Annotated in this window: 18 protein-coding genes; 7 read left to right on the top strand and 11 right to left on the bottom strand. The window is 70.1% G+C overall.

Annotated elements, in window-relative coordinates; all coding sequences use genetic code 11:
- Positions 1-23 precede the first annotated feature (23 nt).
- The gene (locus ACFWPT_RS07695; protein ID WP_107452835.1) at positions 24-539 is read right to left on the bottom strand and encodes an ATP-binding protein; all 516 of its coding nucleotides are present in this window, start codon (positions 537-539) and stop codon (positions 24-26) included.
- A gap of 545 nt (positions 540-1,084) precedes the next feature.
- Here ACFWPT_RS07695 and ACFWPT_RS07700 point away from each other — a divergent pair.
- From ACFWPT_RS07700 to ACFWPT_RS07710, 3 genes are read left to right on the top strand one after another with little or no spacing between them, the layout of a single operon-like run.
- A complete protein-coding gene (locus ACFWPT_RS07700) occupies positions 1,085-1,795 on the top strand; it encodes an urease subunit gamma (protein WP_380480351.1) in 711 nt (236 codons plus the stop codon).
- Positions 1,792-3,507 carry an urease subunit alpha gene (locus tag ACFWPT_RS07705; RefSeq protein WP_063347079.1) on the top strand — a complete coding sequence of 572 codons (1,716 nt, stop codon included), beginning with the start codon at positions 1,792-1,794 and terminating at the stop codon, positions 3,505-3,507. Before ACFWPT_RS07700 ends, ACFWPT_RS07705 begins: the two co-directional genes overlap by 4 nt.
- 59 nt (positions 3,508-3,566) lie before the next feature.
- Entirely contained in the window at positions 3,567-4,610 is a 1,044-nt protein-coding gene (locus tag ACFWPT_RS07710; protein ID WP_380480353.1) for an agmatine/peptidylarginine deiminase, read from the top strand.
- Between the two features lie 297 nt (positions 4,611-4,907).
- Here ACFWPT_RS07710 and ACFWPT_RS07715 read toward each other — a convergent pair whose 3' ends face one another.
- A complete protein-coding gene (locus tag ACFWPT_RS07715; protein WP_380480355.1) occupies positions 4,908-5,120 on the bottom strand; it encodes a hypothetical protein in 213 nt (70 codons plus the stop codon).
- Positions 5,121-5,258: 138 nt separating this feature from the next.
- Here ACFWPT_RS07715 and ACFWPT_RS07720 point away from each other — a divergent pair, with 138 nt between their 5' ends.
- Entirely contained in the window at positions 5,259-6,254 is a 996-nt protein-coding gene (locus ACFWPT_RS07720) for a LuxR C-terminal-related transcriptional regulator (protein WP_380480357.1), read from the top strand.
- Here the strand turns inward: ACFWPT_RS07720 and ACFWPT_RS07725 are convergent.
- Positions 6,251-6,460 (bottom strand): hypothetical protein, encoded by a 210-nt coding sequence (locus ACFWPT_RS07725; RefSeq protein ID WP_380480359.1) that lies wholly within the window; start codon positions 6,458-6,460, stop codon positions 6,251-6,253. The two genes, ACFWPT_RS07720 and ACFWPT_RS07725, sit on opposite strands and share 4 nt — an antisense overlap.
- Before the next feature lie 120 nt (positions 6,461-6,580).
- Between ACFWPT_RS07725 and ACFWPT_RS07730 the strand changes: the two genes are divergently transcribed.
- Positions 6,581-6,826: a helix-turn-helix domain-containing protein gene (locus tag ACFWPT_RS07730; protein WP_380480361.1), complete on the top strand. Its 246-nt coding sequence runs from the start codon at positions 6,581-6,583 to the stop codon at positions 6,824-6,826.
- Between the two features lie 39 nt (positions 6,827-6,865).
- Here the strand turns inward: ACFWPT_RS07730 and ACFWPT_RS07735 are convergent, their stop codons facing one another.
- The 5 genes from ACFWPT_RS07735 to ACFWPT_RS07755 all read right to left on the bottom strand — a co-directional run bounded on the left by ACFWPT_RS07735 (position 6,866) and on the right by ACFWPT_RS07755 (position 10,410).
- Positions 6,866-7,039: a hypothetical protein gene (locus tag ACFWPT_RS07735; RefSeq protein WP_380480363.1), complete on the bottom strand. Its 174-nt coding sequence runs from the start codon at positions 7,037-7,039 to the stop codon at positions 6,866-6,868.
- Between the two features lie 181 nt (positions 7,040-7,220).
- The gene (locus tag ACFWPT_RS07740) at positions 7,221-7,700 is read right to left on the bottom strand and encodes a hypothetical protein (RefSeq protein ID WP_380480365.1); all 480 of its coding nucleotides are present in this window, start codon (positions 7,698-7,700) and stop codon (positions 7,221-7,223) included.
- A gap of 260 nt (positions 7,701-7,960) precedes the next feature.
- Complete coding sequence (locus tag ACFWPT_RS07745; protein ID WP_380480367.1) at positions 7,961-9,145, bottom strand: helix-turn-helix domain-containing protein; 1,185 nt, start codon at positions 9,143-9,145, stop codon at positions 7,961-7,963.
- A 99-nt stretch (positions 9,146-9,244) separates the two neighbouring features.
- Positions 9,245-9,862, bottom strand: a complete 618-nt coding sequence (locus ACFWPT_RS07750; RefSeq protein ID WP_380480369.1) for an HAD family hydrolase — start codon at positions 9,860-9,862, stop codon at positions 9,245-9,247.
- A 200-nt stretch (positions 9,863-10,062) separates the two neighbouring features.
- The gene (locus ACFWPT_RS07755) at positions 10,063-10,410 is read right to left on the bottom strand and encodes a hypothetical protein (RefSeq protein ID WP_380480371.1); all 348 of its coding nucleotides are present in this window, start codon (positions 10,408-10,410) and stop codon (positions 10,063-10,065) included.
- Between the two features lie 135 nt (positions 10,411-10,545).
- On the opposite strand from ACFWPT_RS07755, the gene ACFWPT_RS07760 reads away from it, so the two are divergent.
- Positions 10,546-11,253, top strand: coding sequence for a hypothetical protein (locus ACFWPT_RS07760; RefSeq protein WP_380480373.1), 708 nt, complete (start codon positions 10,546-10,548; stop codon positions 11,251-11,253).
- Positions 11,250-11,786, top strand: a complete 537-nt coding sequence (gene casB, locus ACFWPT_RS07765; RefSeq protein ID WP_380480375.1) for a type I-E CRISPR-associated protein Cse2/CasB — start codon at positions 11,250-11,252, stop codon at positions 11,784-11,786. The genes ACFWPT_RS07760 and casB overlap by 4 nt, the downstream gene beginning before the upstream one ends.
- Before the next feature lie 561 nt (positions 11,787-12,347).
- On the opposite strand, the gene ACFWPT_RS07770 is transcribed toward casB, so the two are convergent.
- From ACFWPT_RS07770 to ACFWPT_RS07780, 3 genes are all read right to left on the bottom strand, one after another.
- On the bottom strand, positions 12,348-13,373 hold the full coding sequence (locus ACFWPT_RS07770) for a hypothetical protein (RefSeq protein WP_380480377.1): 1,026 nt from the start codon (positions 13,371-13,373) through the stop codon (positions 12,348-12,350).
- Between the two features lie 134 nt (positions 13,374-13,507).
- Entirely contained in the window at positions 13,508-13,795 is a 288-nt protein-coding gene (locus ACFWPT_RS07775; protein ID WP_380480379.1) for a hypothetical protein, read from the bottom strand.
- Complete coding sequence (locus ACFWPT_RS07780) at positions 13,792-14,016, bottom strand: holin (protein WP_380480381.1); 225 nt, start codon at positions 14,014-14,016, stop codon at positions 13,792-13,794. The genes ACFWPT_RS07775 and ACFWPT_RS07780 overlap by 4 nt, the downstream gene beginning before the upstream one ends.

Below are 14,016 nucleotides of genomic sequence, written 5' to 3' on the forward strand. Positions count from 1 at the left end.
CCGAGCCCCGGGAGCGACCGGGCTCAGGGCAGGGCGAGCTCGAACCAGGTGACCTTGCCGTCGCCCCGCAGCTGCACGCCCCACGCGTCCGCGAGCGACTCCACCAGCAGCAGGCCGCGCCCCGAGGTCGCGTACTCGGCGTCCGGATCGCGGCGCCGGCCGGGCAGCCGGGTCGTGCCGTCCTGCACCTCGATCCGCAGCCGGTGGTCCGACCCGAGCACCGCGTCGAACACCGCGCCCTTGCCGGTGTGCAGCAGCGCGTTGGTCACCAGCTCGGAGGAGAGCAGTTCGGCGGTGTCCGACAGCTCCGGCACCCCCCAGTGGCTGAGCGCCGTCCGCAGCCGCCGGCGGACCGAGCCGACCGCGACCAGGTCGGCCGGGTCGAGCGTCAGGTGCAGCCGGCGGTGCAGGGCGCAGCCGGGGGCCGAGGTGCCCGGCAGGGTCGTCCCGGTGCCGCCGGCTGCGCCCGGGGCGGGCCCGGACCGGTAGGCGTCACCCGAACTCGTCCGCTGCCGCGGGAATCGCGACTGACCGTCCATCAACACATGCCCCCGCCCTCGAATCCGGGCCCCCGCCTCCGGATCCCCCGCCGGCCGGGTGGCCCCCACGTTCTGACCACTCATCCTCATGCCCAGTTGACGGCGTTTGCAACAGTGTGCGTCCGATCACGTGGGGTGAAAGGGGCACGGGGAGGTTCACGTGATCCAACTGCCCGCGCCGGACAGGTTTGCGAAGCGCAGAGCCTGTTTTCGAGCCCGCCCCCGCCCGATCCCGCGCACACCCGGCGCCCGGGCGCCGGCCCGCGCCGCCCTCCCGCTCCCCGTCGCACCCCCGCCGCGCGCCGGGCCCCGGCCGGCCCCGCACCGCTCCGCGCGCCCGGCGCACCCCGGCGGCGCGCCTTCCCCGCGCACCTTCCCCGTGAGCCTTCACCCCCGCCGCGGGCCCGGCGAGCCGAACCCCTGCGGACCGGCAACGCTGGACACGGCGGCCCGGTCCGGGTTCAATGGCCCGAGATGTTTGAACGACGTTCTAACATCGCCCCCGAAAGCCGACCCCCTCCCCCGGCGACCGCGAGCGAGGAACCGTGCGACTGACCCCCACCGAGCGGGACCGGCTGCTGATCTTCACAGCAGCCGAACTGGCCCGCGCCCGCCGCGCCCGGGGCGTACGCCTCAACATCCCCGAAGCCACCGCCCTGATCGCGGACACCGTCTGCGAGGCCGCCCGCGACGGCCGCCGCCTGGCCGAGGCCATCGAGGCCGGCCGCAGCGTGCTCACCGCCGACGACGTGCTGCCCGGCGTACCGGACGTCGTCACCGTCATCCAGGTCGAGGCCGTCTTCGACGACGGCACCCGCCTGGCCGTCGTCAACGACCCGTTCCGGGGCGCCGGCTCGCTCGGCGACGAAGCCCCCGGCGGCGCACTGATCGGCGACGGCGCCGGCTACGACCCGGTCGAGGAGACGGTGCTGCTGCCCGTCCACAACACCTCCCAGGTGCCGATCTCGGTCACCTCGCACTTCCACTTCTTCGAGGCCAACCCGCGCCTCGCCTTCGACCGCGCCGCCGCCTACGGCACCCACCTGGCCGTCCCGGCCGGCTCCTCGGTGCGCTTCGACCCGGGCGCCACCGTCGAGGTCGGCCTGGCGCCGATCGGCGGCCAGCGCGTCGCGATCGGCTTCGCCGGCCTGGTCGACGGCCCGCTGGACGCGCCCGGCGCGAAGGAGGCCGCCCTGGCCAAGGCCCGCGCGACCGGCTACCTGACCACCTTCGACGACACGGAGGTGCCGTCATGACGTCCATCACCCCCCACGACTACATCTCGGTGCACGGCCCCCGGGCCGGCGACCGGATCCGGCTCGGCGACTCCGGCCTGATCGTCCGCGTCGAATCCGACTCACAGGCCCCCGGCGAGGAGTTCCTCGCCGGCTTCGGCAAGACCGCCCGCGACGGACTGCACCTCAAGGCCGCCGCCGTCCGCGACACCTGCGACGTGGTGATCAGCAACGTCCTGGTGATCGACGCCATCCAGGGCATCCGCAAGACCTCGATCGGCCTGATCGACGGCCGGATCGCCTCGATCGGCCGGGCCGGCAACCCCGACACCCTCGACGGCGTGGACGTCGTCGTCGGCACCGGCACCACCATCGTCTCCGGCGAGGGCATGATCGCCACCGCCGGCTCCATCGACACCCACGTCCACCTGCTCTCGCCGCGGATCATGGAGGCCTCGCTGGCCTCCGGCGTCACCACGATCATCGGCCAGGAGTTCGGCCCGGTCTGGGGCGTCGGCGTCAACTCCCCCTGGGCGCTGCGCCACGCCTTCAACGCCTTCGACGCCTGGCCCGTCAACATCGGCTTCCTGGGGCGCGGTTCGTCCTCCGACGCGGCCCCGCTCGTCGAGGCCCTGGCCGAGGGCGGCGCCTCCGGCTTCAAGGTCCACGAGGACATGGGCGCCCACACCCGCGCCCTGGACACCGCGCTGCGCGTCGCCGAGGAGTACGACGTCCAGGTCGCCCTGCACACCGACGGCCTGAACGAGTGCCTGTCGGTGGAGGACACCCTGAAGGTGCTGGAGGGGCGGACGATCCACGCCTTCCACATCGAGGGCTGCGGCGGCGGACACGTCCCCAACGTGCTGAAGATGGCGGGCGTGCCCAACGTCATCGGCTCCTCCACCAACCCCACCCTGCCGTTCGGCCGCGACGCGCTCGGCGAGCACTTCGGCATGATCGTCTCCGCCCACGACCTCAAGACCGACCTGCCCGGCGACGCCGCCATGGCCCGCGACCGCATCCGCGCCGGCACCATGGGCGCCGAGGACGTCCTGCACGACCTCGGCGTCATCGGCATCACCTCCTCCGACGCCCAGGGCATGGGCCGCGCCGGCGAGACCGTCCGCCGCACCTTCGCCATGGCCGGCAAGATGAAGGCCGAACTCGGCCCCCTCGACGGTGGCTACGGCACCACCGAGAGCGGCGACGACAACGAGCGCGTCCTGCGCTACATCGCCAAGCTCACCATCAACCCCGCCATCGCCCACGGCCTCTCCCACGAGGTCGGCTCCATCGAGGTCGGCAAACTCGCCGACATCGTGCTGTGGCGCCCCGACCACTTCGGCGCCAAACCCCAACTGGTCCTGAAGGCCGGCTTCCCCGCCTACGGCGTGGTCGGCGACCCCAACGCCTCCACCGACACCTGCGAACCCCTCGTCCTCGGACCGCAGTTCGGCGCCCACGGCGCCACCGCCGCCGACATCTCCGTCGCCTTCGTCGCCCAGGCCGCCGCCGACGGCGCCTACCTCGACCGCCCCGCCGACGGCCTGCCCACCCGCCGCCGCCGCGTCGGCGTCCGCAACACCCGCGGCATCGGCCCCCGCGACATGGTCCGCAACGCCCGGGTCGGCCGCGTCGACGTCACCCAGACCGGCCTGGTCTCGCTGGACGGCGAACCGCTGCGCTCCGAACCCGCGGACAGCGTCTCGCTCAGCCGCCTCTACTTCCTCTGACACCTCCGCCGACGCTTCCGTCGACACCTCCGCCGAACGCCTCCCCCTAGGACTCCCGGATGACCACCCCCACGCCCGCCTCCCTCGGCTACCGGATGCCCGCCGAGTGGCACCCGCACGACCGCACCTGGATGGCCTTCCCCACCGCCAACCCCACCTTCGACACCCCCGAGAACCTGCACGCGGGCCGCGAGGCCTGGGCCGCCGTCGCCAACACCATCGTCCGGTACGAACCGGTCACCCTGGTCGTCAACACCGGCGAGACCGCGGACGCCCGCAGGTACGTCTCCGAGCAGGTCGAGACCGTCGAGCGCCCGCTCGACGACGCCTGGATGCGCGACATCGGCCCGTCCTTCCTGATCGACGGCAAGGGCTCGCTGGCCGCCACCGACTGGATCTTCAACGGCTGGGGCGCCCAGTCCTGGGCCCGCTGGGACGACGACCAGCACATCGCCGAGCACATCAGCGAACTGACGGGCGTCCAGCGCTTCGCCTCCCGGCTGATCAACGAGGGCGGCGGCATCCACGTCGACGGCGAGGGCACCGTCCTGGTCACCGAGACCGTCCAACTCGGCGAGGGCCGCAACGCGGACTGGACCAAGGAGGAGGTCGAGGCCGAACTGCACGCCTTCCTCGGCACCACCAAGGCGATCTGGCTGCCGCGCGGACTCACCCGCGACTACGACGAGTTCGGCACCCGCGGGCACATCGACATCGTCGCCTCCTTCGTGCGCCCCGGCGTCGTCGTCGCCCACGTCCAGCCGGACCCCGCCCACCCGGACCACGCCGTCTGCCAGGAGCTCGTCGCCATCCTGCGCGCCGCCACCGACGCCCGGGGCCGGGCGCTGGAGGTCATCGAACTGGCCGCCCCCACCGTCCTGCTGGACGAGGACGGCGAACCGGTCGACTACTCCTACATCAACCACTACGTGGCCAACGGCGCCGTGATCCTGTGCGCCTTCGACGACCCGCGCGACCAGGAGGCCGCCGCCGTCCTCGGCCGCGCCTACCCGGGCCGCACCGTCGAGCTCGTCGACGCCCGCGAGATCTTCGCCAACGGCGGCGGCATCCACTGCATCACCCAGCAGCAGCCGAAGTCCTGACGTTCCGGCAGGTCAGTGCCATTGACCTGCGGGAATGACAAATGGGACATGGCAATAGCTAGCAGCATCTAGCGGAAGCTGGAAAGTGTTCTCCAAGATCATCTCCCACTCCCTCCCAGTGGATCATGATTTGATGCCGAGGCCGGGTCGTAGTGCGACTTGGGGGCGCCCGTTGCGACCCGGCCTCGGCGGACTGTGGCGGCAGATCTCGTCTCCCCCGCCACCTCCACCCCCCGAGTGAGTGGAAGCTGCGATGGGCGCCAGGCGAGCCGCCTGGCGCCCATCAGCGTTCGGTGATTAACCCCAGGTGGAGTCGGCCAGCGTGACCTCCGGCGACGGAGTCGGGGTCACGTTCGGCGGGTTAACGCCCCAGGTGGAGTCGGCCTGCGTGGACTGCACCGACCGGCCCCAGGTGGAGTCGGCCTGCGTGGACGCGACGGCGCCGACACTCAGCGCGGCGGCGAGCGCCAGGCCCGCGGTGGCAGCAACGGCCCCAATGACTCGCTTCATGGAATACCTCCTGCCGACGACAGTGCGATGCCGTCGAGGTGATGAGTGGTGTGCGACCAAGGGTTGCTGCTGTACAGGGTTCAATCAAGGGTTCTACGCTGCTACTTATTACATCTGCGACAAGTAGCAGGAGTTGACATGGGCAGCAGCGCCGTAGCGGGTTACGCGCTCGACAGCGACATCAGCACCGCCGCCCGCGAGCTGTACGTCCTACTCGCCATATCCGATGGGTTCGCCCCTGACCCGCGCAGCCCAGAGCTGAGTGAGCTGCTGGCCTTCGGCCTCATCACGCCACACCCGGACCGGCCGGACGGTCGATTCCTCGTCCTCAACCCGGCTCACGCGACGGGCCGCCGTCAGGCCGAGCTGTACAGGGCCGCCCGCGACGCCATCACCGCAGCCGAGGCGCTCCCGGACTCACTGCGCGACCTCTCCATCTCCTACCGCAGCACCGAGCGTCCACGGGTCGGGGCCGTCGAGTACCTGGAGGGCACACAGGCGATCAACGCACGAGTGTCCGAGATCATCGCGGATGCCACCCAGGAACTGCTGACGTCCCAGCCGCACGGCCCTCGGCCGAGGGCGCGGCTCGACATCTCCCGTCACCGGGACCTGGACGCCATCCGCCGCGGTGTTTCCATGCGCACGCTCTACCGGGCCACGGTACGGACCGACGAGACTACGGCGTACTGGGCCGCGCAGATGACCTCGGCCGGCGGCCACGTGCGCACCCTCGACGGCGCGTTCGCCCGCGCAATCATCGTCGACCGGCGCTCGTCGATCATCGATGCTCCAGGGGCGACGCCGGACCAGTTGCGGGCGGTGATCGTGGAGGACGTGGCCGTGGCTGGCTATGTCGCTGCCCAGTTCGATCGCGATTGGGCAGCGGCGATGCCATGGGCTGGCAACAAGCTGCAGGACGAAACGCGGGCGCTGACTGACCTGCAGATCTCGATCTGCCAGCTCCTGGCGACGGGCCAGGACCAACGGCAGATCGCCCGGGAGCTAGACGTCAGCCACCGCACGGTGACGCACCAGATCGCGCAGATCAAGGAGATCTCGGGGACGGGGTCCATTTTCCAGCTCGCGGTGTGGTGGGAACGGCGCGCCGTCGGCAGCTCCCACGGAGGCTAGTCCCGGCGGGGCGAGTGCCGGTCGACCCGCCGCGAGACGGCGTGGATCGCGGTGGTCGCCTGTTGCACCTCGGCGGCCTGCTCAGACGTGCCGGTCGGGTGCCGGCCATGGGCGGCAAGGATCTGGGCCGCGGCGATGATATCGCGCGCGGCCTCAGTGAGGTCGAACGGGCGGTCCAGGCTCCAGCCCGGCTTGCGGTTGCTCATGTGGGGTGCTCCCGTTCAGTCCCCCCGGACTGCGGTGGGTCAAGCCTATCGAACATGCACTCGATCAAATGGTGACTTAGGTATGCAGACTTTCGATCATGGTCGCGCCAGCGTCAAGGGGTGCCAACCCCTCGCCAACGTCAGCTCAGCGCCCGCCAACTGCAGGAACGGCGCGAGGTCGGCGACCGGATCAGATACCTACGTCGGCAGCAGCGCATAAGTCAGGAACGTCTGGCAGAGCTGATTGGACGCGACCGGCAGACCGTCGGTAACTACGAATCCGGCCGGACGCCGCCCAGCCTCGACGACTTGATCGCCATTGCCCAGTGCCTGGACGTATCGACCTGGCGCCTGTTCCACGGGTAGAGCCTGGCCGACCGCACCGCCGTACGGCCGGCCAGGGAGTCACTTCTCAGGGTTCGGCGGCAGGCCCTCCATCCCTTTGAGTTTCTCTGCGGCCTCGCCCGCTCGCTTGGACGCGCTCTCGTACGACGCCGTATCGGTCGCGGCCCGCCCATCTCGGACGGCGTCCACCAGGTGGCCCATCTGCTCGAAGAACTCGTCGTCAGAGGCGCTCATGCACTGCTCCTTGGGTGTTTCCCGGACTGCACCTGAGGCTCATCCAGCGGCGGACAGTGCTCGACCTCAGCGGTGTACGAGGTGAGATCGCGAACGAACCTGCCGAGAACCCAACGCCCGCAGACAAGACACAGTCCCCTCTCCGTCCGCCCCTCGGCCCCGAGCGGCGTCCCAACGGCGCTCACTCGGCGGCCCGTCGGGCCGCCGGCCCCGACTGGTAGGTCGCGTTCTGCACCTTTCGCCGGATCCACTCACAAGCGGCCGACTCGGTGGGCAGCCAGTCGGTGGCCGGGTAGCCGGTCACCAGATCCAGGGCGATCCACTGATCAGGGCGCCCCGCCGGGCGCTCCACCCGCTCCGGGCGGTAGCGCGCCGCGACGCGCTGCCGACGGGTCAGCCCGTCGCCGTACGTCACCCGCACGATCGCCGTGTCGCCGCCTTCGAGGGCGAGGGTCCAGTCGGTGGACTCGTCGCCATTCATCCACTTCTCCAGGCCGCGCGTATCGTCGCCACCCACCAACCGCTCCATCGCTCGGAGCTGGTACTCGCCGATCGGTAGTTCACGCAGCGTCTGCCACAGGATGTCCAGCGCCTGCAGCGCCGGCGCGGTCACCGGCTTCAGGTGACCGTCTACCGAGACGGTGAGCTCATCGGTCAACATGCCGTCTCCTTGCACTTCGGGTGAGCCGCGACCGGCCAGCTGAGCGGCGCCGTGGTCGGGCCAGTCGACGTGTAGATGTGGCCAGCCGCTACCAGAGGCGGCTCAGGCGAGCCACAGCAGATGCACGCTTCTCCGTGGAGCCGAGCTGGGCTTATCGATCCCGGCTCGACAACCTGTGGCGTCGGTGTCCCTGTCACGTCTCTAAGCGTCCCTGTCGGGCACCCCTGGAAGTGCCACAACCTGTGGCACCTCTTGCACCCCTACACGGCCCTGGCCCACCGAGCGAAAGCGAGCAGCTGCTCGTCCCGGCCTCGCGACAGCCGAACCATCGTGGCCAACTCCGCCCGCACCTGGCCGTGTTCACGAACGTGTTGCGGGGCGATTTGCCTTGCGACCAGCAGTGATTCCTTCGCGTGCTGCGGTTGCCCGAGGAGCATCTGGGCCCGGCCGAGGTCGATGTAGTAGTGCGACCGGCGCTCAGCTGGCAGTTCGCGCGGGGGCGCCCAGCGGGCCGCCGCTGACACCGCGTCCCGAAGATCCTGCTGTTGGCCCAGTTCCACGGCCACCGACAGCCGGTGGACCTCCAGACTGTCAGGCCCGACCGCCGTACCGTCGTAGAGCCGCTCCCGCACCCGGCTGGCCAGAGCCCCGGCGTCCCGCAGGTGCTCACGCGCCTCGTCCGCGCGCCGCATACGGCCGGCAGCAACCGCCGCGCGCATGTGCAGCGCGGCAGCAGCCGCAGCGAGCGGCTCCGTCGTCGGGGCTGGCATCCGGTCGACGGCGGTTCGAAGAGACCGCAAGCCAGGGCCGAGCTGGCCAACAGAAAAGAACGTCTCCATACGTACGTACGCCGCGGCAGCTTCGAGGGCGGGATCAGCGGCGATCGATGCCGCCCACCTCATCAGTTCGATCAGCCGGCCCGAGAGGTCCCGGTAGCCGTACTTGTAGGCCACCGCGTCCGCTGACCTGATCGCCAGCGCAAGGAGGCGGGCGGCCCGTTCGCGGTCAGCTCCCCGAGCCTGGTCTACTGCGCGGAACAACTCGCTGAGCAACTGCGGCATCTGCTCAGCGAGGTGTGCGTACCGCGACTGCACGCGGTCCTCGACTGCCCGCTCGACGTCGGCCGCGAGTAGCGGTAGCGACCGGACCGGGCCGTCCTCCGGCAGGTCGTACGCGGCGATCGCGCGCTGGAGGGTGGGGATGGCCTCGTGCACCCGGCTGTCGGTACGACCGGGGCCGTCCAGCAGATCCTCCGGAGTGCGGTCGAGAGCACGGGCCAGCGCCTCCAGAATGCCGTCACCTGGGGACCGTTCCCCGCCTTCGACCTTGCGGATCGTGCTGTACGAGACGCCGGACAGCTCCTCCAGCCGGCGACGCGTCAACCCGCTCGCCAGCCGGGCAGTTTCGATTCGCTGACCGAGTGCGGTAGCGGTGGCTCCGGGCATAGTGTGGCTCCGTTCCGTGGTCGCACTCGGAACGGTACCGAAGCCCGTGCGGGTGTCGGGCGGATTCGCCCCGGCGGCCACGCCGTCGGGGCGGTCCTGCTACTGCTCGACCAGCAGCTCGGCCAGGTCGGTCAGCGAGTTCACGGTCCAGTCCGCAGTGGGCGCGGTCGACGTGAGCCCGATCGGACCGCGGCGAAGGTGCGCGGCCCGGAGGCCGGCGCCCTGGGCAGGTGTCACGTCGTTCGTCGGATGGTCGCCGACGTACACGATCTCGTGAGGCTCGCCGGGCGCCCAGGCCGTCACCCGCTCAAAGAAGGCCTGGTTCGGCTTGGACACCCCCCACTCGCCGGACGTGGCGATCGCATCGGCCGGCAGGCCGAGGCCGCGCAGCAACTCGGTCACCGCGGCGTTCTGGTTGCCCGAGATCCCGACCCACAGTCCCGCCGCCTGCAGTCGGGCCAGGGCTGGCCGAACATCTGGGTAGAGGTCGGACTCATCGAGGAAGTCGTCCTGCCCAGCCGCCTGCCGGGCGTGCCACTCGGCGGCGACATCCACGTCCGGCCGGGCGATCCGGATTGCGTCCGCGTTGTCGCGGCCCTGAGCAAGTACGGCTCCGACCAGGGCCGACATTGTGTGCGGGGGAACGCCGAGCCAGCGGGCCCAGTCTCCCCAGTAGCGGGTATCGCTGGTCAGGGTCTCACCGATGTCGAACACCACAGATCGCACGGTCACGTGCAGGAGCCTAGCCGGGGATGAGGCTGAGGAGCCTTCAGGGCGCAGTCTCCATGGAGACCTTCACCCGGAGGCCGGCGAGCGGGCCGGTGGACCGACTCAGCCTTGATCATTCTCGCATTGGTGGCCACCGCACGCCCTACAGGCCAGCCGATGCCAGGGTAGCGAGTTTGCTGGTCCGGAGGTCAGAGGTGGGCGTCGAGCACGGCCCACAGGCGGCCTTCGAGGTCGGCAACCGCGTCCCACCACGGCCCCTCAGCCCAGCGACAGCAGTCCTGTTCGTGGGAGTACTCCCAGGAGGCCCGGCCAATGATGTCGAGCTTGGGGAACTCCTCGATGGCGTCGCGCAGACCCTCGACGGCCCGCTCGGTTAGGGGGACGCGGCCCAGGCGGATTTCGAAGGTCTCGGATTCTGCATAGCCGCTGGGCGACCACGCGAGGTGAGCGGAGTTGGTGGTCGGGCTGATGGTCAGGACCACGGCCGATTCGTCCGTGTAGTGGGTGGTCAGGTCAGTGTCGATGTTCAGGTGCATGAGTGCCCCCGTGTGGTGGGCGCGTGGTGGCTGACCCGCCAAGCGCTGATGCGGTGATGCAACCCACTGTAAATGAGTGATGTCATCAATTTCAATCGGATGTCATCACTCAGATTCAAGCGGTAGGGTGTTGCTATGACCACAGATCCGGCCCCGCGCCTGGCTGACCCGGAAGACGCCTTCGACCGCCTGGTGGAGTGGAGACGGCAGTACGACCTGCTGATGAGCCAGCGCGATCCGCTGGTCAAGGCGGCGGTGTGCGGCCCACTGTCCGGGCACGGCGGAGTCACGCAAGCCGAACGCGCCAGCGGCATCACCGCCCAGACCTTGCGCAGGATCAAGTCCCGGGACGACATTCCCCTCCTGGCCGCCGATCACTTCGACGGCGTCGACTGGGACGAGTACGCCGACTATCTGGAGGAACTGGGGTCGAGCATCCGCCGCCAGCTCGCGGCGCTCCCGGCGCCGGAGGACGGGCGCGCGTTCACCGCCGACGACCTGCGAGCCGACCTGCTGACCAGGCTGGCGCACCGGCTGCGCGACACGGAACTGACGGACGCCGCGCACTGGCAGCTCACCGTCCAGTTGCGGCACGAGGCCGCGGCCGGCCCGACCGTCCTGCAAGAGGACTGGGGGGAGTCGGCGGGCGAATCGGCGTTGCAGGCCGAGTGGGCGCGGGTCCTAGACGAGGTGGCCGACCAGATCACGGCCTTCCGCACCGAAGGGCCAGCCGCCCTCGCCCGCCTGGACGCGGAGCTGCTCGACCGCACCCGCGCCGAACACGCCCCGCCGTCCACCGCCTACCTCTCCCAGCAGCTCGCCGCAACCGGGGAATCGCGATGACGCAAACACGAGAGGCCCGCGACCCCGCCGCCCTGGACGCCTGGCGCGCGGCGAACGAGCTCCTGCTCTGGCTCCAAGAGGAGGCGAATCGCGAACCGCTGTTCCTGCACGGCGTGCGCAAGGACGAACGCAGCCGCAGCGCGAAGACCTTCGTACGCGCCCGCCAGGCAGGGACCGAAGAGGTCTACTGGGGCGTCGCACGGCTCTTCGCCCACTACAACCGCACACCGAGCAACCTGCTGTGGGTCAACTTCGGAACCGGGAGCGTCGGATCGGCCCTGGCCCGGCTGTCCTGGGACGAGCGCGTTCCGGGCAGCAGCCGGGTCTACCTGAACACATTGTTGCGCCTCGGGGTCCGGCCGCCCTGGCGGGAGTTGATGAGGACTTGCATCGCTCTGCGCGTCCACGGCATCGCGCCGCCGGACTGGCGCGATCTGGTTCTCGACCTGAGCGGCAGCAACGGCCCGAGGCGCAAGGTCTGCCAACGCTGGTGCGACGACTTCTACGCCAGTAACCGCCGGTACCCCAAGTAGCCATTGCCGTCCCGCGCGCAGCCGTACCCAGCGGTACGTGCCGGCCGTCCTCAATCCGGCCTGATACCCGACTTCGCCTTCGGCCGCCGCCGCTCAGGACGCGTCCGCCGTCGCCGCGAAGATCAAAAAGGCGATCCCGACCATCACGGCCGCCGACGACCCCAACCACCTCCTCGGTCGGCCGCACCAGTACACGAGCGCAACTGCCCTCGTCGACAGCCGCATCGACAGCGGAGCAGGCAACGTCGACCACGGCGCCGTCGTCGAGGTCTTCGCGAACGAGGCCGACGCCAAAGCCCGCTTCGCGTATATCGACGCGATCGGCAAAGCCCAACCGACCTTCGCCGAACAGGACTTCCTCCACGGCGCCGTGCTCGTACGCGTCTCCAAAGCCCTCGTCGCCGCGCAGGCCGCCGAGTACGACAAGGCTGCCGACTGAGGAAGTAGCGAAGCGTCCCCGTCCTCATCTAGAGGGCGGGGACGGTCCGTTGCCCGCGAGCGCGGGCGCGACGTGCTGGTGAAACAGGGCCAGGAGCCATTCCCGCGAACGCGGGGCCAGTGTCAGAGCATCTGGTTGATCGCCTGCACGGAGACGTCAGCGAGCCGCGCCAGTTGGCCGTTGTCGATCTCACCGTAGCGGTCGACGATGCGGTCCGCTTTGGCTTGCCTGAGGCGGGCGGCGAACTGGTGCTTCAACTCGGCGGCACGAGCCTGGGCTACCCGGTGGCCCAGCCACAACGCGCCCAACTCGCTCACCCGAGAACCGCGGGCACCGGCGGTGGTCAACTTGGCGACCAGCCGGTCCGCGGCGGCCAACGCGGCCTCCACCGCCTCTTCCCTGCTGGGGTGATACGAGACCTCCGCCGTACGGTCGTCCAGCAGCGCTGCGGCCCAGCTCGCAGAGTCGTGCGGAGTCACGCCGACCCGATAGCGCTCCCCCCACCCGAGGAACAGCCCGGCGTCAGGTCCGGAGTACCAATCCACGGGGTTGGTCCTGGCGTGCGCCACCGTGTAGAGCATCTCCTCGCGAGCGGCCCCGGCGCTAGGGTGCACCACGATCTCGGCGTTTCGCATGACCGTGTACGGGTGTCCGTCGGGATCGTGGGTCTCGCCGTGGACCCGGGTGTCCTCCGCCACGGTGACGTGCCGGCCGTCCGGCGTGGTGCCGATGCTGACCGAGTCGACGGGCAGGTCCGGCTGGGCGGGGTCGCTGAACGTGTGCGTCTCGGAGCGGATCACGTCAGCCGGGTCGATGTCGTCGGCGTACGGCACCTCGGGCTCCTCGGTCGGCGGCTCGGGCAACTCGCCACCCTCAAGGGCCACGCGTCGCTCGTCGCCTCGGATTTGGTACCTGATGGCGTCGGCACGCCGACTGTCGTGCTCGTCGGGAGCGCTGGGCAGGTCGCTGTAGAGGGCGCGTGCCGACGCCCGCCACGCGTTCGCTGCGAGGCTATAGACGCGGGCGATGTCGGCGACCTGGCGGCCGTGTCGGCGGTTCGCAGGATTGCGCTTGACCTCCTCGATGGCCGTGATGCAGGCCGCGGCCTGGGCGAGGTAGTGGGCGGTGAGCCGCTCTGCTGACGTCATACTGCCTCCTCTAGTTGAAAGCATCCTTGCATGAAGACCAGTCTTGATGCAACCAGGCTTTCAATAGAAATGGCCGCGGCCGGACACGACGAAGTGCCCCCGCTCGGCCTTTTGCCGGGCGGGGGCACGGTGGTTCACGGACGGACCAGGGCGATCACGGCGACGACAGTTCCAGCGAGACCAGCCAGGACACCGATGGTCTGCCACGGCCATCGACCCCGCTTCAGGTCCTCAACTTCCTGACGAAGGCCAGCGACCTCGGACTTGAGCGCCGCGACCTCCTCCTCACTTTGGTCCGCGCGCTGGAGAACCAAGGCGAGTTGCCCGTTGATCTGTGCGAACCCGACGTCCACGCTCCTCCGGATCTCGGCCAGCTCCAACGCCACGGAGACCACTGGCCGGTCGGCCTCCAGGCCACTCACAGGCGCTGCTTCGGCAGTATCGCCGCGCTCGTCGGGTCACCCACGAACGTACCGAGCGCCGACTTCAGCACGGTGAGCGCGGCCGGCAGCCCAGCCACCGCCGCCGCCTTCAACGAACTGATCGACGTCAGGTCGAACCCGTCCGCCAGCAGCAGACCGAGGAACGCCACGGCGTAGGTGGCGACGGTCCGCTCGACGAGGTCCAGCACGAACTTGCGCAT

It is taken from the genome of Kitasatospora sp. NPDC058478 (assembly GCF_042720345.1).
In the GTDB taxonomy this organism is placed as follows: Bacteria; Actinomycetota; Actinomycetes; order Streptomycetales; family Streptomycetaceae; genus Kitasatospora.